Raw genomic sequence first — 22,653 nt, 5'->3', positions numbered from 1 at the left:
GCTCACTGTCCGGGATGCACCCCACTTCGCGGCGTACACGGGTCAACTTTCGATCAGGGCCGGCCCTTCGGCCCATCGCACCAAACTGTGGGCTCGTCTACCGCCGGCGCCGTCCCACTCAGACGCCGCTCTATCCGCTGGTCCAGCACCACATCGAGACTTTCCTCACAAAGGCCGCCGAGGCGGACCCCATGGGCGGCGGCGTCCCCTCGTGGGTCGAGCGCGACTTCCGGGACCACGCTTCGCGCGGTGCCCCCTGCGTTGCGGCATTCTCGCTCACGGATTCGCGCGAGCACGGTGTGCCGGTTGTGGCTACGACTTTCTGGTGGCGTTTTCCTGCAGAAGTCGGGGAGCATGTCCGTCGTGTAATGCCCGCCGTATGGTCGAGACCGCAGCCCATCTCGTCGATCATGTCCTGCCGCCGCTTCCGGTGCGGCAATGGGTGCTCTCCGTTCCGAAGCGCCTCCGGCCCTTCCTGCACCACAACCCCGCGATCGCCGGCGCTGTGCTGCGCATCTTTCTACGCGCCATTCGGACCACGCTCCGACACGCGAGCCCGGGAGCCGGTCCCGGTGCCCAGATAGGCGCGATCTCGTTCCTTCATCGCTTCGGCTCATCTTTAAACGCTCACTTCCATTTCCACGTCTGTGTCATCGACGGCGTGTTCAGCGAGGATCCCGAGGGCTCAGTCCAGTTCCACGAGGCCACCCACCTCACGGCCTCCGACTGGGACGAGCTACAGCAGACCGTTCGACACCGCGTGCTCCGTTACTTCCACTGCCACGGTCTGCTCGAACGCCACGTCACCGACGACATGCTCAACTGGCAGGCCTCCGGCGGGTTCAGCATCGATGCCTCGGTCCACATCCCGGCCCGTGACCGTGCTGGTGGGCTCGAACGACTCTTGCGTTACTGTGCCCGTCCTCCCTTCGCCCTCGAACGGCTCGAGGCTACCGGGGACGGTGCGTCTGGAGGCGAGCACATCATCTATCGTCTTGCCCATCCCGCACCGGGTGGTACCACGGCTCTCTCGCTCACTCCTCTCGAGTTCCTCGAGCGGCTCGCTCTGCTCATTCACCCGCCACGCATTCACCGTCACGGCTCCTATCTCGATCTCCCCACCCGACCCCCTCCACTGTCTCCCGCTCGCGCGGTGCCCTCGAGTTCGATCAGTCGCTGACTGACTGAGAGCATACCCCCATGCCTTTGTCCCTCTGGTTTGAGGCTCCATCCCGCTCGCCTACCGCCGCCCATCTACGCATGCGCTCTTCCCATTCGAGCATGGCGATGTCTCAGTGCACGCTTGATCGTCTAGCGCTGGCGTGAGACCTCATGTCGGCCGGTCTGGTCCTCTCCTTCAGGTCATCGCGACCCGTCACAGGGCTTTTGTTTCGGCTGTCCCTTGGTCGACTACTCCACCCCCATCAACCGCTCCACCTCCGCCAGGTCCGCGTCCGAGGCCAGCTCCCATCCGGGCTGATAATGGAACACTTCGCTGAGCGGCCGGCTGCCGAAGTTGCCATCCAGGATCTCCATGTGTTCGGCCGTGAGCAGGGCGGGGTGCACGCAACCGCACGCGTTACTGAGCCGCGTCAGCTCCTTTCGCATCGTCACCAGGTAGTTCGCGAGCCGCGCGGCCTTGTGGGTCGGGTCGAGACCGCGCACGAGCCACTTGTTTTGCGTCGCCACGCCGGTGGGGCAGTGGCCCGTGTGGCACCGCTGTGCCTGGATGCACCCGACCGCCATCATCGCCTCGCGGCCGACCGCGATCATGTCCACACCGAGACAGAACGCGAGCAGGCCCGTTTCGGGGAAGCCGAGCTTGCCCGACCCGACCCACACCACGTCGTGGTGGACGCCGCGCTCGGCGAAGATCCGATACACGCGGCTGAAGCCGACCTTGAACGGCAGCGCCACGTGGTCCGAGAACGCGAAGGGGGCCGCGCCCGTGCCGCCTTCACCCCCGTCGATCGCGATGTAGTCGATGCCGCGCTCTTCATTCGCCATCCGGTCCGCCAACTCGGTCCAAAAAGCGAGCTCACCCACTGCGGATTTGATGCCGACCGGAACGCCGGTCGCGTCGGCGAGGTCTTCCACGAAGTCCAGCATCTCGTCGACCGTGGCGAACGATCGATGCCCCGGCGGACTGATCACGGTCTGCCCAATCGGCACGCCACGAATCCTGGAGATCTCACCCGACACCTTCTCTCCGGGCAGCACGCCACCGAGCCCCGGCTTCGCGCCCTGACTCAGCTTGATCTCGATCGCCCGCACGGGGTGGTCCTGAACGATCCGTACGCACGCGTCGCGGTCGAAGGACCCGTCCGGTGCTCGCGCACCGAAATAGCCGGTACCTAGCTGCCAGATGAGGTCGCCCCCGTGCAGATGGTGCGGGGAGACGCCGCCCTCACCTGTATTGTGCAGGCAGCCCGCGATCGCTGCGCCGCGGTTCATCGCCTCAACCGCCGCGGACGAGAGCGAGCCGAAGCTCATGCCGCTGATGTTCACGACCGACTGGGGCCGGAACGCGTTGCGCCGACCGCGCGGACCGCCCAAGACCTTCGCGCACGGAAGCGCATACATCTCGTCGTGCCGCGGCTCCTGGGAGGGGCCCAGCGTGTGGTGCTTGATGATCAGATAGTTGTTCGAACGCTCGAGGTCGTTGTCGGTGCCGAAACCGGAGTAATTGTTCTCCTTCTTGGCGGACGCGTACACCCAGCGCCTCTGGTCACGGGAGAACGGCAGCTCCTCATCGTTCGACGTGACGATGTACTGGCGTAGCTCGGGGCCGATCGACTCCAGCAGGTATCGGAAGTGTCCAATTACGGGGAAGTTCCTGAGGATGGCGTGCTTGGTCTGAAGTAGGTCGTACAGGACGACGACCAACAGCAGACCGATGAGCGCGATCCAGAGCTCCGTCATCAAGTGGCCTCTCCTGGAAGGCAGCAGCCTTCGGGTGGCGAGTCGTGGGCGGGACGCGGAGAATTGTACCAGGCAGTACGTTGGTGCGCACCGAGCGACTGTTAGCTTTCCGACCAATGTCCACTCCTACAACGACTCCGTTCATGATCGGACGGCTTGCCGCCACCGTTCTGCTTTCCGCTTTCGGGCTCGCGACGCTGCTCGTTTCACCCGTGCACGGGCAGGATCCCGACGAGTCTTCCCGTCCCGTGGAGGGCGAGGACTTCCAGGTCTACGACATCGGCGGCCACTCGTCGTCTTTCGCGGCGGTGTTGAGCGCGCTTTCAGCCACCGACGTGGTCTTGGTCGGAGAGGAGCACGACGACGTGGTCGGACACCGCTTCGAGGTGGAGTTGCTCGGGGCCGCTTATCGCCGGCTCCATGCGGAGGACGGTCGGGAAGTGATCCTGTCGTTGGAGATGTTCGAGCGCGACGTCCAGTACATCTTGGCCGAATACCTCGACGGCACGATTTCGGAGACTCACTTCCTCAACAGCTCCCGTCCTTGGGACGACTACGAAGACCGATACCGTCCGCTGGTCGAGTTCTCCAAAGCGCACGGCCTCACGGTGATCGCGGCGAACGCCCCACGCAGATACGTGAACCGTGTCTCGAGAGAAGGGCCCGAGTCGTTGGATGCGCTGTCTGCGACCGCCAAGAGCTTCTTGCCGCCGCTGCCGTACCCGGGGCCCTCGATCGAATACCGGGCCCAGTGGGAGGCGTTGATGGCCGAAGCCATGGCGGTGCCGGATACGCAGACGGATTCGTCTGCCGCCGATGCGGATGCCGACGAGCACGACACCATGAGCCCGAACGTCATCTACTCGCAGGCGCTGTGGGATGCCGCCATGGGCCACGCTGTCACGTCGGCACTCGGCGCCAACCCGGGCTCGCTCGTCATCCACATGGCGGGGTCCTTCCACGTGCAGCGCGGCACCGGGATCCCAGAGCGCATCGAGGACTATGGTCCGGGCACTCGAGTCCTGAGCATCGTCATGGTGTCGGTCGACGACATCACGGCATGGGACGAGAAAGAACACGAGGGGCTCGGCGACTTCGTGGTCTACACCAGACAGCCCGAGGCGGGGACCGACGGCAGCGGAAACTGACGTCTCGCTGCGAGCTAGTTTGCCGCCGCGATGCGTAGAACACGCCCACCGTCGGTGAGTACGTAGAGCTCGCCGTCGGAGTCCTGGCCCAGAGACGTCACGTTGCCGGGCGGCTCGACGGGGAGCTCGACAGGGTCCCCGGCAGTGCCGTTCGGTTGAAGTTGGAACGTGCGCAGCCATCCACTGCAGTAGTCCGAGTAGATATACCGGCCCTGAAGCGCGGGGACCGCGGCCCCGCGGTACACGTATCCGCCCGCAACCGAGCATCCGTCGCTGCGACCATAGACCGCGACCGGGAAGCGCGTGCCTTCCGCTTCACACGAACTGGTACCGAAGCACTCGGTCCCCTCGAGCACGCTCCAACCAAAGTTCTCCCCTCCTCTCTCGATGGGGACGGCGTTGATCTCCTCCCAACGGGCCTCCCCCCTGTCGGCGATGAACATGAATCCGCCGTTCACATCGAACGAAAACCGCCACGGGTTCCGGAAACCGTAGTGCCAGATCTCGGGACGCCAGGTCGGGTGCTCGACGAAGGGGTTGTCCGCGGGGATCCGGTACGGGGGGCCGACCTGATCGAGCACATCGACACGCAGGATCGTGCCCAGCAGTGTCGTGGCGTCCTGGCCGTGTCCGTGTGGGTCGCCATCGCTCCCGCCGTCACCGAGGGCGATGTAGAGCATGTTGTCCGGGCCGAACTCGATCTGCCCTCCGTTGTGGGTCGGGAACGGCTGCTCGACCTCCAGAAAGAGCATGGCGCTGTTCGGGTCCGCCCGGTCACCACCATCTTTGTCCAGGTACGCCTCGATACGTGTGTTGCCGTCGACGTCCGTATAGTTCACGAAGAAGCGGCCGCTCGCCCTGAAGTCCGGGTCGAAGGCGAGGCCCAGAAGCCCTCGTTCGTCGTCGAAGGACACGCGGTCGGTGATATCGAGAAACGGTTCCGGTAGCAGGCTGCCGCCGCGCAAGATCCGGATCCGCCCGGGCTGTTCCACCACGAAGAGCCGTGGGTCGGCGACCGGCGACGTTGCGTAGACGGGTGACTCGAGTCCGTTCGCGAGCTCGACCAAACTGATCGCGAGCTGCGAGGAATCGGTCCCCTTGGGTTCCGGGAATATCGTCGAGGTGCAAGCCGCGAGCGCCACGGACCCGACGATCCCCAACGCCCGAAGCGTGCTCAGGAGACGGGCCCTCCCCGGCGAGAGCCGCGTCCGGTCAGTGGGATGTTGACCCCGAACGTCACGACTTGTGGATCGATGGGCGACTGCTTTATGAAAACCCATCGGATTTCGAGTTGGGCTCCAAAGCCGCCTGATCCACCGAACTTGGTGCCGACGACGACGCTGTACCCCTGGCGAGTCTCCCTCGGGAGGTTGGGGTCGGCCGGGAGGTTGGGGTCGACCGCGTAAATCGTGTTTCGGAAGGCCAGTCCGCCTCCGACGTATAGTCCGCCGCGTCGCCCGCTCAGTAGGTAGAGCGCCTCGACCGCATACTGGTATTCCTTGAGGCCGGTCAGGAAGGTCACGTCGGCGGTCGGCATCAGCTCCACCGTGCCGTTACGAAGGAGCGGGATGCGAAGCTGTGCGCCGAGCACTTCCCCCCTCGCTTTGCTGTCGTACCCAGCCTTCGCCCCGATGGTGACCGACGGCCACGCGGCAGCGGCCGGCTGCCGCGGACCACGGCGCTGACCTTCGGTCGCGAGCGGTGTGATAAACGTGAGCAGGCCAACCACCAGCCACTTGCTCGAGAGCTTGCTGAACGTCGTTGTCATGAACTCTCCTGACTCCCTTGTCGAGGCCCGAACACGCGTCGGCTAGTCGTACGGTCCCTGTGGATCCGCTCGCTGACAGGACGAATCCGATGCTCGAAGTCGCACATCACTTCGAGCAACGCAATCGCTCCACCGAGCAGTCCAACCAACGTCGCATTGGCGGTGTCCAAACGATACCGAGCGTGAAGACGAGGAGTCCACCGAGGAGGGGGATGATGATGAGCGGAATTAGAGTACTGTCGCTGTTTCTAGGTTATAGCCTGATCGGCTTTGGCGGCGACTACGCGGTGGGCCTGTTGGCTCAGGACATCGATGCGGTCCACGAGTACCAGTATGACTACGACCTAGCGGTCGAGGTCGATGTGGCAGAGGTGGTAGTCGAGGTGGAAGTGGCCGACGTGATGGTCGAGGTGGACGTGGACGTGGACGTCGACTTCGACCCGGTTCAGGTCGACGTCCAGGTCCGCCGCGGCGGCTCGTGCTCCTACGAGCTCGATCGCACTTTCACAATCCCGGTGTCCGGCGTGACCCGACTCGTGATCAACGCGGGCTCTGGTGAGCTGAGTGTGGAGGGTCGCCCCGGCTTGGGTCAGATCGAGGTCGTCGGCCGCGTCTGTGCCTCGCGGGAGGAGTGGGTCGAGGAGCTCACGCTATCGGTCGAGACGGTCGGTTCTGAGGTCATCCTCTCGGCGCACTATCCCAACCGCAACAACTGGCGCGGCGACAACACTGCCAAGATCGATCTGACGGTCTTGATGCCGCTGGGCATGGACGTGGATATCGACGACTCGTCGGGCTCCATTGAGGTGTTCGGCTCGGGCAACCTGCGGGTCGAAGATTCCTCTGGTTCCATCCAGATCTCCGGCGCCAACGGTTCGGTCTACGTCGTCGACTCGTCGGGCGGCATCGAGATCGAGGATGTGTCTGGTGACGTCGACGTCCGTGACGGCTCGGGCGAAATCGACATTCGTGACGTGCAGGGCACCGTCCGTCTGAGCGACGGTTCCGGTGGCATCGACGTCGCGGAGGTGGAGCAGGACGTCATCGTCGAGGGCGACGGATCCGGCTCGATCCGGGTGCGTGGTGTCGGGGGCGACTTCGTGGTGCTGCGCGACGGTAGCGGTGGCATCAGCCACAGCGACGTCCGCGGCACGGTTGACATCCCGGAGGACAAGCGCCGGAGGCGCCGCCGCCGCAACTGAGCTGTCTCGTTCTGTGAAGCGAGGCCCCGCAACGTCTTTCGGCGCTGCGGGGCCGGTGTTGACAGCGCTTCGCCCGTCGTTTAGGTTCGGCTAAAGTAGATTTTTAGGCGAGACTAAAAGTGAGTGATGACGATGGCTGTACCAACCGCTCGACTGCTCGGACTCTTCTGTCTCCTGGCAGCCACCGCGTGCGATACTTTCGCGCCGGACGGGCCGCCTGAGGAACAGCTACTCGACGGCACGATCGAAGGCATGCCTGGCAGCCAGCTGCGGCAGCACCTCGTGGGGGACGAGGACTTCGCGCGTCGTTTCACCGTGGAGGACGGGCTTGGTCCGATTTTCGTCGCGACGTCGTGTGAGCAATGTCACGTCGGAGACGGGAAGGGGCACCCAGTCTTCAACCTTACGCGGTTCGGCACCCTCGGCCCGAACGGCTTCGATCCGTTGACACGGCTCGGCGGACCGCAGCTCCAGCACCGGTCCATTCCTGGCTACCCGCCCGAGGTCGTTCCCCCGGAGGCCACGGGGGTCACGGAGTTCACGGCGCCGGCGGTGACCGGTCTCGGGTTCCTCGATGCGGTCGATGACGCGACGCTGATCGCGCTCGCCGACCCTGACGACGCCGACGGGGACGGCATCAGTGGCCGGCTGCAACTCCATCCGCCCTCGGAGCTCATCGAGGCGGCGCTCGCGCTCGAGGCCCAGTCGGCTGTGCCTTTCACCCACGGCACGCTCGTCGACGGTCAGTATATCGGCCGCTTCGGCAAGAAGGCGCTGACGGTGAACCTGCTGCACCAGACGGTCGGCGCGTACCTAAACGACATGGGCATCACGAGCGACCTGCTCGTGGAGGACCTCTTCAATCCGCAGGCTGGAAACCGGGCCTCGGACGAGGCGCCGGATCCTGAGGTCTCGAGCAGCACGGTCGCCAACGTGGTCTTCTATCTGAAGACGTTGCGCGCGCCGTCCCGTCGGGATGCGGGCGTTGCCGAGGTCGTGGCGGGTGAGCAGCTCTTCGACGCGATCGGGTGTGCGTCGTGCCATACGCCCACCATGCGCACGGGCCGTTCCGAAATCGCGGTCCTCGACCAGGTCGAGTTCCACGCGTACACCGACCTTCTGCTTCACGACATGGGTCCCGAGCTGGACGACGGCTATACCGAGGGACGCGCGCTCACCTCCGAGTGGAGGACCCCTCCGCTCTGGGGCATCGGCATCCAGCAAAATTTCCAGGGCGGGCAGGCCTTCTATCTGCACGACGGTCGCGCGCAGACCTTCGAAGAGACGATCGGCTTGCACGGTGGCGAGGGCGCGGCATCCCGGAGTGCATTCCAGGCGCTCTCCGATGCGGACAAGGCGCGGCTCGTCCGCTTCCTCCGGTCTCTGTGATGAGCATGAACCGTCGCGATTTCGTTAAGTCGTTGCCCGTCGTCCCGGCGGGGCTTTTGCTCGGTGCCTCGGCGCTTACGCTCTCGGCGTGCGGCGGCATGCCGTACCTCGCACCGCGTGGGTCGGGGAATCGCCTCGTCGTCAGCGCGGCGCGCGTGCCGGAGGCGGGTGTTCTTCTGCAACGCCCGGGCATGGAGCACCCTGTCTTTGTTCATGCGACCGAGCAGGGAGGGTACACCGCGCTTCTGGTCCGATGCACCCACCGGGGATGCCAGCCGGATCCCGTTGGGGACCGCTTCGTCTGCCCTTGCCACGGCAGTGAGTTCGACCTGGAGGGCGCGGTGCTTCGGGGACCGGCGGAGAGGTCCTTGCTGCGGTATCGCGTCGCGCGGGAAGGGGAAGACGTGGTGGTCACGTTACAGGGAGAGGGGCGATGAGTCGACGGTGGCGTGTGGTGGTCTTGTCGTTCGCGGTATCCGCGTTCGCGATCCCGGCCGCGGCTCAGGTCGACAGCACGCTGGCCCAAGAGGGCATCTACAACCGGCCCTTCATCGCTTCGGTCTCGAACACGGCGATCGGCGGCTACATCGAAGGCAATACCAACTACTTCGTCGAGGACGGGATCACCGAGGGCTTCAGCATGGAGCTGCGGCGGTTCAACATTTTCTTGTACTCCGCGATCTCTCAGCGCGTGCGCTTCCTGAGCGAGCTGGAATTCGAGCACGGGACGGAGGAGATCGCGCTCGAGACCGCGCTCATCGACTTCCAGATCTCGCCGGCGCTCGTCCTGCGGGCGGGCATCATTCTACCTCCGATCGGATACCTGAATCAGAACCACGACAGTCCCAAGTGGGACTTCGTGGACCGGCCGCTCGTCACGACCGACGTGATCCCGTCGACGCTCTCGGAGGTCGGGGCGGGGCTGTATGGGAAGGGCGTGTCCGGCGGGGTGATGCTCTCGTACGACTTGTATCTGACGAACGGCATCGCCGACGCGGTTGTAGGCAACGACCTGGGTCGCACCGACATCCCGTCCGGGAAGAGCGAGGAACAGTTCGAGGAGGACAACAACGGCTCTCCCGCGATCTCAGGACGTTTCGCGCTGCGTCGGCCGGGGGTCGGCGAGGTCGGACTGTCCTACTACGGCGGTTACTACAACTCGTACCTCTTCGAGGGGGTTGAGGTCGACGAGCGTCGCTGGCTCGGTATCACCGCGTTCGACTTCGGCGCCTCGGTCGGCAAAGTCGACATCCGTGGCGAGCTCGTGTACGCTACGATCGACGTGCCCAATGGGATGGCGGAGATCTTTGGGGACCGCCAGTGGGGCGGGTACCTGGACATCGTCGCGCCGGTGTGGAAGCCGACTCTGAGTGGGTACGACAACGCGACCGTGAGTCTGGGCCTGAGGCTCGAACGCGTCGACTACAACAGGGGCACCTTCAGCTCGACCGGACTGTCGATTCGTGACGACGTGACCGCCGTGGTTCCGGGCGTAAGCTTCCGGCCCACGCCGGGCACTGTGTTCCGGGCGAACTACCGCTATCACTGGGCTCACGACTTCGTGGGGAACGCGACGGTGAGAACGGCCGGCTTCCAGGTGGGGTTTGCGACCTACTTCTAGCCTCCCCAGCCGAGAGTGATTCGCCAATGTCCCGTCGCCCGCGTGTCGTTCTTAGGACCGCTCCAGCAGCCCACGTCCGCACAATCCGTGGAGCGGTGAGACGACGCGGCGCGCGAGTGCCGAGAGTGATGCAGGGGGCGGCCCTAGTCGCTTGGTCCTTTGTGGCTGGCTCGGTGTGGCGCCCGGCACGGGACAACAGACACAACCGGCCGACACGCTCGAGATCTGGGCACCGACGATCTTCGAGAACGTGCGGCTCTTCGACGGAGACGAGGTCATCCCGAGTGCGACCGTCGTACTCGAAAGTGGCTTGGTGGCGCAGATCGCCCCACGGGCCGCTCGGCGGACCGCCCTGATCTGTTCTCGGCCGGCATCCTGGTGACCGCGCCGGGCGGGCACGGGACCCAATACGAGGTCCCCATCCCGACGCTCTCCGATCCCGCCGACGCACAAGATTTCATCGACGCGCGGATCGCGGAGGGGGCGGACTACATCAAGCTCGTGCTCGAGGACGGCAGCACGTTTGGCACGCCGCTGCCCACACTCGACGAGGCTACTCTTCGAGCCGCGATCGATGCTGCCCATGCCCGCGGGGTTTTGGCAGTCGTGCACGTCGGCCACTACGAGTTCGCACGGCTGGCGGTCGAGGCCGGCGCCGACGGTCTCGTGCACACGTTCCTGGATCGCATGCCCGACCCGGACTTCGGCGCGCTCGTTGCCGACGCGGGTGTCTTTCTGGTGCCGACCCTCACGGTTCTCGAAGGAGTGGTGGGTATCAAGGGGGGAGCGGCGATCATCGCGGACTCGGTGTTGGGCCCACGGCTCGCGCGCCATGAGATCGACAACCTGGTCCTCGGCTTTCCAGTGCGAGAAGGGACGATGCTGTCGATGGCGAACGCGTTTGCCGGTGTGCGTGCCGTGCATGAGGCAGGACCTCGGCTACTGCCGACGCGTTCCGATTGAGTGGACGAGGCCGCGTCGCCCAAGGACTTCGTGCCGACGTCGTACTGGTGGAGGGCGATCCGACGACCGATATCCACGACACCAGGAAGGTTGTCGGCATCTGGAAGGAGGGACGGCGATGGAAGATCGAGCTCGCTCTCGAGCAGGCGCGCGAGGCCCGCCGGGGGCGATGACGTCCGGCACGACAACGCCGTGGAGACATCCGGGCGTTGGCCAACTCGTTGGAGGAGTGAGAGCTTTCAAGGTCACGCACGGACTGCTGGACTGACCGAACGCCCGGAGCTCCATGAGCGAGAACGGACTCGTTGGACCTCTGCTTCGCTCCGCTCGCCCGTCGCTGTGGCCGCGTAACCTGCTGGTGTTCGCGGCGCCCGGTGCCGCGGGAGTGTTGTCGAGTGGCTCGGGCTGGCGGGATTCGCTTATCGCGCTGGTGGCGTTCGTGCTCGCATCGTCGTGCGGCTACCTGTTCAACGACGTTCGGGACCGGGAGAGCGACCGCCAGCATGAAGAGAAGAGCGGCCGCCCGGTGGCCAGTGGCGCCCTGGGGGTCGGGCCGGCCCTGGTTGTCGCAGCGCTACTGCTGGCAGGGGCGGTCGCTTTGCCGCTCGCGACCGGGCTCGACGACCTCGCACTCGTGATCACCGCCTATCTGACGATCAACGCCGCGTACAGCCTCGCGCTCAAGCACGTCGTGCTCTTCGAGCTGTTCAGCGTGTCGTCGGGTTACGTGCTGCGCGCGCTCGCGGGTGCCGAGGCCGCGAGCGTGCCGGCCTCCCCCTGGTTCTTGATCGTGATCAGCACCGTGTCGCTCCACGTGGTCGCGACCAAGCGGGCCGCTGAGCTCTCTCACTCGGGTGAGGGTCACTCCCGCCCGGTATTGAGCGAGTACAGCAAGGAGCTGCTCGACCTCATTCGTTCGTCGACGCTCTCCGTGGCGTTGATCGGATACCTGCTCTGGACCTTCACCGGCGATTCACGAGTCGCGTCGGAGCCGTGGGCGCTCCTGTCCGCGATCCCGTTCGCGCTTTGCCTCTTCCGTTATTCCCAGGTGGCAGCGTCCGGATCCGGCGAGCAGCCGGACAAGATCCTACGGCAGGACGGCCTGCTGCTGAGCTTCGTGATCTCGTGGGTCGTCGTGTTCACGCTCGGCGTGTACGTCTTTTCCGGTGGCTGATGCGTGGAGTCGCCCCGTCCGGCTGAGTGGATGGGGTCGGGACTCGTACGGCAGGGCCCGCAGGGCAATACCAAGGTCCTCCGAAGAGGTCGCCGAGCTACTCCGCGACGACTCGGTCGGCACGGTCGCTGCGCGAGGACTCGGGCGTTCGTACGGAGATGCCGCCGGGAACGAAGGTGGCGGCGTGATCGATCTCACGGCACTCGACACCGTCTTCGACTTCGACTGCTCGACAGGGCGAATCCGGGTGGGCGCGGGCATCGAGCTCCGTGCGCTGCTCGCCACCGTGTTGAGCGACGACTGGTTTTGTCCCGTCGTTCCGGGGACCGCCTCTGTCACGGTTGGGGGCGCCTTAGCCGCGGACATTCATGGGAAGAACCATCACGAGGTGGGCACGCTTTCCGCGCACGTCACGGGCGCGCGTCTAGTGGCGCCGGCTTGGCAAGGGTGGATAACACCAGAGCAAGAGCCCGAGTACTTCTGGGCGTCAGCAGGGGGGATGGGTCTCACGGGACTGCTCACCGAGATCGAGTTGCAGCTCGTGCGGGTGTCGACGGGTGCGATCGTGGTGAAACGGACGCCGACGAGTGGCCTGGACTCGCTCCTGAGTCAGCTTGCCGATCCGAGCGCGGGTTTCCCGTACTCGGTCGCCTGGGTGGACCTGCTCGTTCGGCCGCGCGCTCCGCTTCGCGGCATCCTGATGGAGGGCCGACACGCTGAGCCCGCAGACGTCCGTGACGGGGCCGTCTACGGGCTCGCGAGTCGCGCCGGCTTCGATGTCCCTGAGACCGTACCCGACGGGCTGTTGACGCGCCTGACAGGGTCGCTCTTCAACGAGCTGTGGTACCGCCGGGCCGTCGCGCAGGCCGGAGAAGGCATCGAGTCCCTCGAGAGCTACTTCTTTCCGCTGGATGGCGTTCGGAATTGGAACCGACTGTATGGAAGTCGAGGCTTTCAACAGTACCAGTTCGTGGTCCCGCTGGGAGCCGAAGAGGCGTTGGCGACCGTTGTCCAGCAGCTCCGGAGGTCTCCGGTGCCTGCGTTCCTGGCGGTGCTCAAGAAGATGGGCCCGTCGAGCCTGGGGCCCTTGTCTTTTCCCTTGGAGGGGTGGACTCTGGCCGTCGACCTGCCCTGTGTGGGCCGTGCGCTGGACGATCTGCTCGGCGAGTGCGATCGGGAGGTGCTGAGGGCGGGTGGCCGCGTCTACCTGGCAAAGGATGCGCGACTACCGAGAGAGGTGTTCACCGAGATGTATCCGCGATTGGAAGAATGGAGGGCGGTGCGCGATCGGCTCGACCCGGACGGTCGGCTGTCCACGGACCTGGGTCGTCGACTCGGATTGAGCTGGTAGCCGAGATGGCGAATCGAGGTGCCGTCGAGCGTGTACTGGTCGTAGGTGGCGGATCCGAGATCGGGCGGGCGATCGTGCGCGCGCTCCGGGGCCGACATCCGGAGCTGAGCGGTGTGGTGCTCGCAGGCAGGCCCGGGGGCAGCCGTGACCAGGCGGCGCGTGATCTCTCGGATCACGTGGCGAACGTCTCCGTCGTCGACTTCGATGCCCTGGAGACCGACAGCCATGACGCGTGGGCGGCGGCGCTTCACGATGAGCACGGACCATTCGACGTCGTGATACTCGCGCACGGCGTTCTGCCGGACCAGCTCGCGTCCGAGCGGTCCGGCGCTGAGGCCGCTCGATCGCTTCAGACCAACCTGACGGGCACCGTTTCCGCCATGGTCCCGCTCGCCAATCAGATGGCCGAGAGAGGGCAGGGCACGCTGGTAGTGCTATCCACGATTGCCGCGCTCCGGCCCCGCCGAGACAACTTCACGTACGGTGCGGGTAAGGCGGGCCTCGACGCCTTCGCTCGCGGACTCGGGGGTGCACTCGAGGAACGCGGAGTCGGTGTGCTCACCGTGAGGCTCGGCTTCGTGCACACGCGCATGACCGAGGGCATGGCGCCCGCTCCGCTGGCGAGCACTCCGGACGTGATCGCTGCGCGCGTAGCCCGCGCGGTGGGCCGCCCCGGAGCGACGGTTCTCTATGCGCCACCGCTGATACGCGTGCTGGCGGCGGTTCTGAGACTTCTGCCTCAGCGGTTGCTCGACCGCATGGCTCGAGGGCGGATGCCGCGCTAGTTGCGCCCGACTCCAGACAGCTCTCCGGGCTCTGCGTCCCATCACAACGGCCGTGCCGCAGCCTGGCAGGCGATGGTCGGGTCGACCTATCTTGATCGGTACACCTATCCAGTCGAGAACGACCCTGACCGCTTGGAGAGAACATGAGCGACGAAACACAGCTTTCTGCCCCGGAACGCCAGCAACCCGAAACTCTCCGACTCAGCTCCATCGCTCCCGGGATTACCGTGAACGACCTCCAGGCGAGCTTGTCCTGGTACTGCGACGTCCTCGGCTTCACGATCGCGGAGAAGTTCGAGCACGAGGGGGAGGTGCGGGGTGCGGCGCTCGTTGCGGGTGTTGCGCGATTGATGCTCTCGCAGGACGACTGGGCAAAGGGTCGGGACCGCGTGAAGGGGCAGGGGCTACGGCTCTACTTGAGCACCACCCAGGACGTGGACGATGTGGCCGCGGCGATCAAGTCGCGGGGTGGTGAGATCGCGAGCGAGCCTGCCGACATGCCCTGGGGTGCACGCACGTTCGACTTGGTGGATCCAGACGGGTTCCTGCTGACGATTTCGTCTGGGGGCTAGCGAGGAACGCACTGGCGAGCGTCACTCCCAGCGAAACGTTTTTGTCGACACCGCGCTGCACACCACGAAGACGGCTACTAATCCCAACACGTTGACCCAGTGCGCCCCCCAACCCGCGCCATCCCAAATCCCCTGCATCAGTGCCACCGCGTGTGTCGTGGGGAGTATATTCGCGAACACACGCCAGCCGGTCGGGAGCGCGTCGATGGAAAAGAACAGACCGGAAAGGGCGATCATCGGATAGAGCAGAATGCTGCCAATAGGCTGTGCGAAGCGAGCGGTCGGCACGATGCTCGAGATCACGAAGCCCACTGACAGGATGCTCAGCGTTCCCAGCAGGAGCGCCACGGTGAAGCTCCACAGGTTCACGTCGAGGGCGCCGGGGAAAAACTGGCGACCCGCGAGCACCAACAGGCCCATTCCGACCACCGTGAAGATCAGCTTCACGAAGACGTGGGCCCCCAGGATCGTCAGCGGTGACAACGGCGTGGCGCGCAGCCGCTTCAGGATGCCGCCTTCCCTATAGATCGTGATGATCGCGACGAGCGAGAGCGCGGCTCCGACCGCGATGACGAGCGCGGCCAGGATCGCGACGTTGAAGGGCAGTGCTTCGGCTGCGTTCGAGGCTTGGGAGTCGCCGAGCCCTCTGCTGACGAACAGGAAGACGAAGACGGGGAGCCCCAGCGTCCCAATCACCCCCATCGGCTCGCGCATGAAGACCTTGATCTCCACCCAGGTCAGCTTCCAGAGTCCGGTCAGCATGGCGGTCAGTCTCGAATCCGGTGGCCGGTGAGCTTCAAGAACACGTCTTCCAGGTTGGGGAGCTCCGTGCGGAATCCAGTGACGTGTATCCCTTCCGTCGCGATCGCGTGGATGACGTCGGTTACGAAATCGTCGCCGGTGCCCAGGAGGGTGTAGGTCTCCCCGTCACGGGCAACGTTGTCGATTCCGGCGATCCTCTCCAGCCGGTCCCGCACCCCGTCGCCCTCGCTGGAGAATACGACTCCAAGTTGGGGGCAATGCCGCTGCACCAACTCCTCAGGCGTGCCCATCTCGATCAACTTGCCGTGCTCGATGATCGCCACGCGATCACAGAGGCGCTCGGCCTCCTCCATCAGGTGGGTCGTCAGGAAGACAGTCTTGCCACGATCGCGCATTCCGTTGATGAGATCCCAGATGGTGCGTCGGGCCTGAGGGTCGAGTCCGGTGGTCAACTCGTCGAGGAAGACGACCTCCGGATCGTGGATCAGAGCGAGCGCGACGAAGAGTCGCTGCTTCTGTCCACCCGAGAGTGTCATGAACCACGCGTTGCGCTTCTCGGTCAGACCGAGCTGATCCAGGAGGGCCTCCGTGTCGACCACACTTGTATAGAGAGTGGACCAGAGGTCGATCGCTTCCCAGACCTTGATCCGCTTCTGGAGTTGCGCCTCCTGATGTTGCACGCCGATGCGCTCCTGGAGTGCGCGGGCGTCCCTGCGCGGATCCAGACCGAGCACTGAAACGCTGCCTTCGTCCCACTTCCTGAGGCCCTCGACGCACTCCATTGTCGTGGTCTTGCCGGCGCCGTTGGGCCCGATCAGGCCGAAGATCTCCCCCCGGCGGACCTCCAGAGAGACGCCCGCCACAGCGATGGTGGAGCCGTACCGTTTCTTAAGGTTCGTGACTTGGATGACGGGATCGATCATGTCTGCCCTACGGGCGCATGCGGCGGGATGTTCATCCTTTGCTCCGTACGTGGCCGTTGGGTATCGTGACGAACCCACGACACTGGAGTCTCAGTCATGCGCCATTTCCAACACGTCCTCCTAGGGACCGGCCAGGCAACGGGCACCCTACTGGGCGACCTTCTGCCAACCGGAGACTCGATCGCCGTCATCGAAGGAGACCGGATTGGCGGCACCTGCGTGAACACCGGATGCACGCCGACGAAGGCTCTCGTGGCCAGCGCCAAGGTAGCGCATATGGCGCGACGAGGATCGGAATACGGCGTCAAGACGAGTGGAGTCGAGATCGACTACACTGCCGTTCGGGCTCGCATGAACGCCATTCGGGACAACACAGGGATGGTTTCGTGGATCTCCTCGGCAGAGAGCGTTTCGCTCTTCGAGGACTGGGGTCGATTCGAGGGTCCGCGGCAGATTCGTGTCGGCGATGAGAGCATCACGGCCGATCGAATCTATATCAATGCCGGAGCCCGCCCGCTCGTGCCCGAGATCCCTGGGCTCGATGCCGTGCCTTGGCTGGACAACGGTCGAATCCTGGAATTGACTGAGGTGCCGGAGCATCTGGTGATCCTGGGCGGGAGTTACGTCGCACTCGAGTTCAGTCAGATCTTTCGACGGTTCGGAGCGCAGGTGACCATCATCGAGCGGGGATCTCAACTCGTGTTTCGAGAAGATGCCGATGTTGCGGCGTCCATCAAGGACATTCTGGAACTCGAGGGCATCGAAGTTTGCCTGGACTCGAGCGCGGAGAACGTTGCCACCGACGGTGATGGAGTTTCGGTCGCGATCATCCAGGGTGGCGAGGAGCGTTTGCTGAGGGGGTCTCACTTGCTCGTGGCGGTGGGGCGGGTTCCCAACTCGGACCTGCTCAACGCCGAAGCGGCCGGGATCGAGCTCGACGACCGGGGCTTCATCGTGGTCGACGACTATTGCCAGACGAGCGCGGAGGGCGTGTTCGCTGTCGGCGACATCAACGGCCACGGTGCGTTCACACACACTTCGGTCAACGACGCCGAAATCGTGCTCGACCAGATGCGCGGCGGCAACAGGAGATTGTCGGACCGGATCCCCGTCTACGGACTGTTCATCGACCCTGCGCTCGGTCGAGTCGGAATGACTGAGAAGGAGGCCATAGCGCAGGGGCACAACGTCCTGAAGGCCACGCGGCCGATGTCTCGAATCAACCGCGCCAAGGAGATGGGCGAGACGCTCGGCTTCGCCAAGCTCCTGGTCGACGGCGATACGGATCGGATTCTTGGGGCGGCGATCTTGGGGCCTGGTGGCGACGAGATCATCAATATGTTCGCCGCGTACATGTACAGTGGACTGCCGTGCACGAGCTACCGGAAATCAGTTCTTGTCCACCCGACCATATCCGAGCTCATGCCCTGGATACTGGACACGCTCGAGCCGGTTTGAACGTCAGCTTGAGGACGGGCGCTCCCGATCTGCGCTCCTGCTGTGACCCATCATGAGTTCAGCGGGTCTTGATCCGGTCCATGTAGCTGCGAAGCACCGCGTTCATTCGGGTCTGGTAGCCCGGCCCCTCGCTGCGAAACCATGCGAGTACGTCCTGGTCGACACGTAGCGAGATCGGTTCCTTCGCAGATACCAGTACCGCGCCGTCCCAGAAGTCGTCGGGGAGGTCCGCCAGTTCGGGTGGGGAGGTCGCCATGATTTCCTCTTCGCTCATGGCGTCGAGGTAGTCCAGGTCCGCGTAGCCCCGAGTAGGGCGTCTCTTAGCCGCGCGCCCGGCGAAACTCTTCTCGCTCACGCTTGTTGCTCCGTCGTGCTGAGATGATTCTCCGTACGGTCCCCCCGTCGCTGCTGTCCCGATCGGTGTACACGACGGTGAGCAGAAGCCCGTCAGCGAGCCCGATGGCTCGCACGCGGCGTTCCCCATACTCCCGGCGGGTGTCAACCTCTTTCAGGTGTTCCCCTTCGAAGATCTGAGACGCGAAGGCGAAATCGAAGCGGCGCAGCCGCACGTTCCGATCGCTCTTCTCCGGATCCCATTCGATTTCCAAGATCGTATATGTATTTGTATATACGCAACCCCCTCCAAGGGATCCGTCAGGGCGATCCCTCCGAGTGCGTGGCCCTAGAACGTGGACTGGATGACCGGGCGGTTGGATGGCGACATGGGCCGGTGTCAGCCGCCCGTCAATCGCTCGATCAAGGCCCGGGCTTTGGCGACAGGTACACCGAGGTTGGACCCGCCGAACTCGGGCAGAATCGCCGAGTTGACCGCGACGACGCGACCGTCCAGTGACAGCACCGGCCCACCGCTGCCACCGCTCGTGGTCTCCGCATCGTAGACGACGCTGGCGGCCGTGACTTGTCCGACGATGCCCCGCGTCGCCAAGGGTTTCATGAACCCAGCCGCGGCGATTCGCTGAGCCTGCTCGAAGAAGTCCGCGATCCCCTCCCGACGAAGACGGTCGATGAAGTCGGCGTCGCTACGCGCCATGAGCGCTTTGAGCCCGAGCGGATAACCCATGACGATCACCGGGTCGCCGGCCGATGGCGGCTCGGAGGCAAGCTCGATGAAGGGCACGCGTCCCTCGACGCCGAGTACCTGCACCACGGCGAGGTCGGCGTCGTCAGACGCTACACGTAGCTGGAGGTCGTGGGCCTCAGATCCGTCTGCGAGGAATCCGACCATGCGGCTCCACTCAGCGACGAAACCGGACTCGAGGAGCGCGCGGGCGGCCGCATCGAACTCCCAGGGCAGAACTACGTGCCGGTTCGTCAGCGCGAGCCCGTCCGACGATACGACGAATCCTGTTCCGGTCAGAAAGATCTCGAAGGGCGGGCCGTCCCCGTCCACGGTAAGAGCCGGGTGACCCAGGGCATTCCTCAGTGGGTGTCCATCAGGCCCGGCGATCATTCTCAGCGGCCGGCCGCTCTCGGGCTGGATGAACCGGTAGCTGCCCTGGATGAAGAGTGTTGCGCCGGCCGCACTCTCGATCACGCGGGCGGTCGCGCTGTTCCGTGCCTCGAGAGCCTCGACCCGCTCGCCGGTCGTGCGCAGCTCCGCCAGCACCTCGCCCAACTCCTCCGTGCTCACCGCCGAAGCCTGCGTTGCGAGAGAGGAGATATCCTCGAAGCGTTCGATCTGGCTGAGGAGCTGAGCCTCGATCAGCGTGCTGCGCCGCGCGGTGATGGTGGTCGTGATAGCGATCGCCGCGAGCGCCAGGACCGTCAAGGCCCTAAAACGGCGCGTCGTGCGCGTTGCCAGTTCCCTGGGAACCACCGTAACGAGGACGCCCGCCTTCCGAAGGGCGCCTCGCTCGGCACGGACGCATTCCGCGCAGTCCGAGAAGACGTCTGTGAGAGACTTGTACGGTAGCGTGTCACTGTCGTACAACCGGAACCGAAGAACCGCCCCGTCGCGACCAATCTCCAGGACGTCGCCCGAGGCCAGAACGAGGCGCTCCAGGAGCTCCCCGTTGATCCAGATCCTAGCTCCAGGCATGCTGCTGATCTCGTAGGAATGACCGCGACGCTCGAGGGTCGCGTGGTGAGGGAGGGGCATCGGCTCGGTGTCGGCCGGAATCCGGATCTCGCAGTCAGGGTCCGTCCCCACTCGTAGCGTGTCACCCCTGAGACGCAGCGTCTCACCCCGTCGACTGCCCGAAAGGAACACCACAGCCGGAATCGGGCCGTCACCTGCCCCGGGCCCTGCGTGCTGGTCGTGTCTCATCGTGCCCCCTGCGTGCGCCAGACAGAATCTATCGCTATCGCGTGGAGAGAACGCCTGTGAGGAGCTCACGCCACGCAGCCCGCTCGCCCTCTGGAGCGAAACGCCGCCGCAACCGCCTACAGTGTTCCTTGAGCTCCGCCAGGTACGCGGGCTCCGACTCGGCTCGCAACAAGAGGCTCCCGAGGCCTCTATCGTCCCCGACCGCGTAGTAACCGGGGTAGTGGTCACCGAGCAACCCTCTGGACCCGGGGATGTCGGTTGAGAGTACCGGCACCCCTGCGACGATCGCTTCCGAGACCACGTTGGCTCCGCCCTCGTCGCGCGAGCTGAGTACCAGCAGTCGGGAGCTCGCGAGCAGCTCTCGGGCCCGGTCGAACGGGAGCGGGCCAAGCCATTCATAGCGCAGGTTGGCGTCGGTCTCGGCGCGCGCCTGCCTGCCGAGCTCCTCGTTGAGCGCCGCGCCGGCGTGCCGGACGACGATACGCGAGGTCTCCGGTAGGTGCCGGGTCGCCGCCGCGGCAAGGAGTGGATCCTTGATCTCGCGGAGGTGCGACAGCACCGAGACTTCGAACCGGTCCGACGCGGTCCTCGTGATTGAGCGTTTGAGCTCGGCTGACTGTAGGATTACGTGAACCTTGCCGTGCAGAGCCGGCGGTAGGCGTTCGAGCGCGGCCGGCTGCAGAACCACAACGCGGGTCGCCATCTCCAGAGCGCGAGGCACTTCGTCGCCCCGGTCCAGGTCGCGATACAGATCGGTGCCGGTGAGGGCGACGACAAGCGGCGCTCCCGGTCGTTCCTCATGGTACCTGCGAATCGAATCGAAGCTCTTTCGCGCGTGCAGCGCGATCAGGACATCGGCGTCCTCGCCCTGCCAACTCCGAAGCACGACCGTCGTGTGACCGAGCTGTTCCAGCAGCCGTTGCCAGCGCACCGCTGTCGTTTTATTCCCGCCCAGCGATGTCGGCCCGGCGGGGCTGACTAGGGTGACGTTCAACGCGACATCGCGCAGGTGCGGAAGCCCGCGAACACGTCGCGCCGATTCGGCGTGAAGTAGTTGCGCCAGGTCGGGCGCAGCATGCGGGTGCGTGTCATCCAGCAGCCTCCCCGCAGAACTTTGCGACATCCGAACCAGGGCTTCGAGTACTGCTCGTAGGGGTCGACCACGAAGCCCGGGTACGGAAGGAAGTCGCTGGCTGTCCACTCCCAGACGTTGCCCAGCATCTGGCGACAGCCAGCGGGCGTATCGCCGGCCGCCGCCGCCGCGACCGGCCAAGGCCCGCCACCGCTTCCGTCGAGGTTCGCCCTCTCGACGCCCGGCTCGGGCGCGTCGCCCCAGGGGTACTCGCGTCGGGAGCCAGTGAAGGCGTCGGACGCAACCTCGGCCGTCGCGGCGACTTCCCACTCGGACTCGGTCGGCAGGCGCCGCCCCGCCCAGCGGCACCAGGCGTCCGCTTCGTACCAGTTGACGTGACTGACCGCGAGGTCCGGCTCGAGATCGCGCCACGAGTCGAACACGCGACGTTGCCAGGTATCGTCTGCGCGTTGCCAATAGACCGGGGACTCGGCGCCAGAGGCCTGCCTCCAGCGCCAACCGCGATCGCTCCACAACTCGGACCGCCGGTAGCCGCCGTCCTCCACGAACTGGACGAACTGAGCCTGCGTCACCCCCGCGCGTGCGATGCGGAACGGCTCGATGTCGACCGGATGCGCCCACTTTTCGTTATCGAAGACGAACGGCTCGTCCCTGCTCGCTCCGATTTCGACCTGGCCACCGGGGATCTCGACGTCCCCATCAGCCGAGGCGTGCTCCGCCGGAGGGGGCGGCGGGCCGAGCCACCTGGGCCGCGAGTAGCCGAGCGTCTGCCGCATGTAGCAGAACGCTTCCTGGTGCATGTCCTCGTGGAACACGGACAGAAGGACAAAATAGCGCAGCTCGGGACTGGGTTCCCCGCCGGCGAGCTTCTCGAGAACGGCGTCCCGCACTCGCTGCCCATACCGCATCACTTCGGCTCGATCGGGCATCTTCATATGCCAACGCATCTCGTGTCCGACGTATGTCGAGTCGAACAGGTGATCCGGGTCGTCGATCAACGGCGTCCCGCCGAGCGCGTGACGCAACACCCAATATTCCTGGAACCAGATCCCGTGCCCGAGCTCCCAGAGGAACGGGTTCACCGTGGGCAGATACGGCACCTGCATCTGGTCGTCGTCGAGATCGTCCACCATCGAGAACGTCCGAGCTCGGGCATCCTCGGTCCAATCGCGAAGCTGTTCCGTCGATACGCTCATTCATCCTCGGGTCTGAGGGGACGAGCCAATCATAACGGG

Annotated in this window: 24 protein-coding genes; 14 read left to right on the top strand and 10 right to left on the bottom strand. The window is 65.1% G+C overall.

Features of this window, described 5'->3' with window-relative positions:
* Positions 1–211: 211 nt before the first annotated feature.
* Positions 212–1,180 carry a transposase gene (locus tag IIB36_01960; GenBank protein ID MCH7530511.1) on the top strand — a complete coding sequence of 323 codons (969 nt, stop codon included), beginning with the start codon at positions 212–214 and terminating at the stop codon, positions 1,178–1,180.
* A gap of 230 nt (positions 1,181–1,410) precedes the next feature.
* On the opposite strand, the gene IIB36_01955 is transcribed toward IIB36_01960, so the two are convergent.
* Positions 1,411–2,922, bottom strand: a complete 1,512-nt coding sequence (locus tag IIB36_01955) for an FMN-binding glutamate synthase family protein (protein MCH7530510.1) — start codon at positions 2,920–2,922, stop codon at positions 1,411–1,413.
* A gap of 143 nt (positions 2,923–3,065) precedes the next feature.
* Between IIB36_01955 and IIB36_01950 the strand changes: the two genes are divergently transcribed.
* Positions 3,066–4,070, top strand: coding sequence for a ChaN family lipoprotein (locus tag IIB36_01950; GenBank protein ID MCH7530509.1), 1,005 nt, complete (start codon positions 3,066–3,068; stop codon positions 4,068–4,070).
* Between the two features lie 14 nt (positions 4,071–4,084).
* Here the strand turns inward: IIB36_01950 and IIB36_01945 are convergent, their stop codons facing one another.
* Positions 4,085–5,212, bottom strand: a complete 1,128-nt coding sequence (locus IIB36_01945) for a PQQ-dependent sugar dehydrogenase (GenBank protein MCH7530508.1) — start codon at positions 5,210–5,212, stop codon at positions 4,085–4,087.
* Positions 5,213–5,244: 32 nt separating this feature from the next.
* A complete protein-coding gene (locus IIB36_01940) occupies positions 5,245–5,838 on the bottom strand; it encodes a hypothetical protein (GenBank protein ID MCH7530507.1) in 594 nt (197 codons plus the stop codon).
* Between the two features lie 89 nt (positions 5,839–5,927).
* Here IIB36_01940 and IIB36_01935 point away from each other — a divergent pair, with 89 nt between their 5' ends.
* The 11 genes from IIB36_01935 (at position 5,928) to IIB36_01885 (ending at position 14,895) form a co-directional block, all read left to right on the top strand.
* Entirely contained in the window at positions 5,928–7,040 is a 1,113-nt protein-coding gene (locus IIB36_01935) for a hypothetical protein (GenBank protein MCH7530506.1), read from the top strand.
* Between the two features lie 132 nt (positions 7,041–7,172).
* The gene (locus tag IIB36_01930; GenBank protein ID MCH7530505.1) at positions 7,173–8,429 is read left to right on the top strand and encodes a c-type cytochrome; all 1,257 of its coding nucleotides are present in this window, start codon (positions 7,173–7,175) and stop codon (positions 8,427–8,429) included.
* Between the two features lie 5 nt (positions 8,430–8,434).
* Positions 8,435–8,866 (top strand): Rieske (2Fe-2S) protein, encoded by a 432-nt coding sequence (locus IIB36_01925; GenBank protein MCH7530504.1) that lies wholly within the window; start codon positions 8,435–8,437, stop codon positions 8,864–8,866.
* Positions 8,863–10,050 (top strand): hypothetical protein, encoded by a 1,188-nt coding sequence (locus IIB36_01920; GenBank protein MCH7530503.1) that lies wholly within the window; start codon positions 8,863–8,865, stop codon positions 10,048–10,050. Before IIB36_01925 ends, IIB36_01920 begins: the two co-directional genes overlap by 4 nt.
* 175 nt (positions 10,051–10,225) lie before the next feature.
* Positions 10,226–10,432, top strand: coding sequence for a hypothetical protein (locus IIB36_01915; protein ID MCH7530502.1), 207 nt, complete (start codon positions 10,226–10,228; stop codon positions 10,430–10,432).
* The gene (locus IIB36_01910) at positions 10,429–11,013 is read left to right on the top strand and encodes a hypothetical protein (GenBank protein ID MCH7530501.1); all 585 of its coding nucleotides are present in this window, start codon (positions 10,429–10,431) and stop codon (positions 11,011–11,013) included. The genes IIB36_01915 and IIB36_01910 overlap by 4 nt, the downstream gene beginning before the upstream one ends.
* The gene (locus IIB36_01905) at positions 11,010–11,186 is read left to right on the top strand and encodes a hypothetical protein (protein MCH7530500.1); all 177 of its coding nucleotides are present in this window, start codon (positions 11,010–11,012) and stop codon (positions 11,184–11,186) included. Before IIB36_01910 ends, IIB36_01905 begins: the two co-directional genes overlap by 4 nt.
* Before the next feature lie 113 nt (positions 11,187–11,299).
* The gene (locus tag IIB36_01900; protein MCH7530499.1) at positions 11,300–12,187 is read left to right on the top strand and encodes a decaprenyl-phosphate phosphoribosyltransferase; all 888 of its coding nucleotides are present in this window, start codon (positions 11,300–11,302) and stop codon (positions 12,185–12,187) included.
* Complete coding sequence (locus tag IIB36_01895) at positions 12,180–13,538, top strand: FAD-binding oxidoreductase (protein ID MCH7530498.1); 1,359 nt, start codon at positions 12,180–12,182, stop codon at positions 13,536–13,538. Before IIB36_01900 ends, IIB36_01895 begins: the two co-directional genes overlap by 8 nt.
* Before the next feature lie 5 nt (positions 13,539–13,543).
* A complete protein-coding gene (locus IIB36_01890) occupies positions 13,544–14,323 on the top strand; it encodes an SDR family NAD(P)-dependent oxidoreductase (GenBank protein ID MCH7530497.1) in 780 nt (259 codons plus the stop codon).
* A gap of 143 nt (positions 14,324–14,466) precedes the next feature.
* Positions 14,467–14,895: a VOC family protein gene (locus tag IIB36_01885; protein MCH7530496.1), complete on the top strand. Its 429-nt coding sequence runs from the start codon at positions 14,467–14,469 to the stop codon at positions 14,893–14,895.
* A 21-nt stretch (positions 14,896–14,916) separates the two neighbouring features.
* Here the strand turns inward: IIB36_01885 and IIB36_01880 are convergent, their stop codons facing one another.
* Positions 14,917–15,657: an ABC transporter permease gene (locus IIB36_01880; GenBank protein ID MCH7530495.1), complete on the bottom strand. Its 741-nt coding sequence runs from the start codon at positions 15,655–15,657 to the stop codon at positions 14,917–14,919.
* Positions 15,658–15,662: 5 nt separating this feature from the next.
* Positions 15,663–16,580, bottom strand: a complete 918-nt coding sequence (locus IIB36_01875; protein ID MCH7530494.1) for an ABC transporter ATP-binding protein — start codon at positions 16,578–16,580, stop codon at positions 15,663–15,665.
* 96 nt (positions 16,581–16,676) lie between these two features.
* Between IIB36_01875 and IIB36_01870 the strand changes: the two genes are divergently transcribed.
* Entirely contained in the window at positions 16,677–18,038 is a 1,362-nt protein-coding gene (locus IIB36_01870) for a mercuric reductase (protein ID MCH7530493.1), read from the top strand.
* A 58-nt stretch (positions 18,039–18,096) separates the two neighbouring features.
* On the opposite strand, the gene IIB36_01865 is transcribed toward IIB36_01870, so the two are convergent.
* The 5 genes from IIB36_01865 to egtB all read right to left on the bottom strand — a co-directional run bounded on the left by IIB36_01865 (position 18,097) and on the right by egtB (position 22,614).
* Positions 18,097–18,312 (bottom strand): BrnA antitoxin family protein, encoded by a 216-nt coding sequence (locus IIB36_01865; GenBank protein MCH7530492.1) that lies wholly within the window; start codon positions 18,310–18,312, stop codon positions 18,097–18,099.
* Positions 18,313–18,358: 46 nt separating this feature from the next.
* Positions 18,359–18,646 carry a BrnT family toxin gene (locus tag IIB36_01860; GenBank protein MCH7530491.1) on the bottom strand — a complete coding sequence of 96 codons (288 nt, stop codon included), beginning with the start codon at positions 18,644–18,646 and terminating at the stop codon, positions 18,359–18,361.
* Between the two features lie 125 nt (positions 18,647–18,771).
* The gene (locus tag IIB36_01855) at positions 18,772–20,325 is read right to left on the bottom strand and encodes a trypsin-like peptidase domain-containing protein (GenBank protein MCH7530490.1); all 1,554 of its coding nucleotides are present in this window, start codon (positions 20,323–20,325) and stop codon (positions 18,772–18,774) included.
* 34 nt (positions 20,326–20,359) lie between these two features.
* The gene (locus tag IIB36_01850) at positions 20,360–21,319 is read right to left on the bottom strand and encodes a TIGR04348 family glycosyltransferase (protein ID MCH7530489.1); all 960 of its coding nucleotides are present in this window, start codon (positions 21,317–21,319) and stop codon (positions 20,360–20,362) included.
* Positions 21,316–22,614 carry an ergothioneine biosynthesis protein EgtB gene (gene egtB / locus IIB36_01845; GenBank protein MCH7530488.1) on the bottom strand — a complete coding sequence of 433 codons (1,299 nt, stop codon included), beginning with the start codon at positions 22,612–22,614 and terminating at the stop codon, positions 21,316–21,318. Before egtB ends, IIB36_01850 begins: the two co-directional genes overlap by 4 nt.
* Positions 22,615–22,653 lie beyond the last annotated feature (39 nt).

Source organism: Gemmatimonadota bacterium (assembly GCA_022560615.1).
In the GTDB taxonomy this organism is placed as follows: Bacteria; Gemmatimonadota; Gemmatimonadetes; order Longimicrobiales; family Gaopeijiaceae; genus UBA1138.
The sequence above is the reverse complement of the archived record's forward strand: the minus strand, read 5'-3'. Positions and strand labels throughout refer to the sequence as shown.

Excerpts from the sequence above, each read along its gene's own strand:
- IIB36_01920 (MCH7530503.1), top strand. The coding sequence starts at position 8,863 with ATGAGTCGACGGTGGCGTGTGGTGGTCTTGTCGTTCGCGGTATCCGCG.
- IIB36_01900 (MCH7530499.1), top strand. The coding sequence starts at position 11,300 with ATGAGCGAGAACGGACTCGTTGGACCTCTGCTTCGCTCCGCTCGCCCG.
- IIB36_01950 (MCH7530509.1), top strand. The coding sequence starts at position 3,066 with ATGATCGGACGGCTTGCCGCCACCGTTCTGCTTTCCGCTTTCGGGCTC.
- egtB (MCH7530488.1), bottom strand. The coding sequence starts at position 22,614 with ATGAGCGTATCGACGGAACAGCTTCGCGATTGGACCGAGGATGCCCGA.
- IIB36_01880 (MCH7530495.1), bottom strand. The coding sequence starts at position 15,657 with ATGCTGACCGGACTCTGGAAGCTGACCTGGGTGGAGATCAAGGTCTTC.
- IIB36_01935 (MCH7530506.1), top strand. The coding sequence starts at position 5,928 with ATGCTCGAAGTCGCACATCACTTCGAGCAACGCAATCGCTCCACCGAG.
- IIB36_01870 (MCH7530493.1), top strand. The coding sequence starts at position 16,677 with ATGCGCCATTTCCAACACGTCCTCCTAGGGACCGGCCAGGCAACGGGC.
- IIB36_01855 (MCH7530490.1), bottom strand. The coding sequence starts at position 20,325 with ATGAGACACGACCAGCACGCAGGGCCCGGGGCAGGTGACGGCCCGATT.
- IIB36_01875 (MCH7530494.1), bottom strand. The coding sequence starts at position 16,580 with ATGATCGATCCCGTCATCCAAGTCACGAACCTTAAGAAACGGTACGGC.
- IIB36_01930 (MCH7530505.1), top strand. The coding sequence starts at position 7,173 with ATGGCTGTACCAACCGCTCGACTGCTCGGACTCTTCTGTCTCCTGGCA.
- IIB36_01940 (MCH7530507.1), bottom strand. The coding sequence starts at position 5,838 with ATGACAACGACGTTCAGCAAGCTCTCGAGCAAGTGGCTGGTGGTTGGC.
- IIB36_01955 (MCH7530510.1), bottom strand. The coding sequence starts at position 2,922 with ATGACGGAGCTCTGGATCGCGCTCATCGGTCTGCTGTTGGTCGTCGTC.
- IIB36_01865 (MCH7530492.1), bottom strand. The coding sequence starts at position 18,312 with ATGAGCGAAGAGGAAATCATGGCGACCTCCCCACCCGAACTGGCGGAC.
- IIB36_01925 (MCH7530504.1), top strand. The coding sequence starts at position 8,435 with ATGAACCGTCGCGATTTCGTTAAGTCGTTGCCCGTCGTCCCGGCGGGG.
- IIB36_01890 (MCH7530497.1), top strand. The coding sequence starts at position 13,544 with ATGGCGAATCGAGGTGCCGTCGAGCGTGTACTGGTCGTAGGTGGCGGA.
- IIB36_01885 (MCH7530496.1), top strand. The coding sequence starts at position 14,467 with ATGAGCGACGAAACACAGCTTTCTGCCCCGGAACGCCAGCAACCCGAA.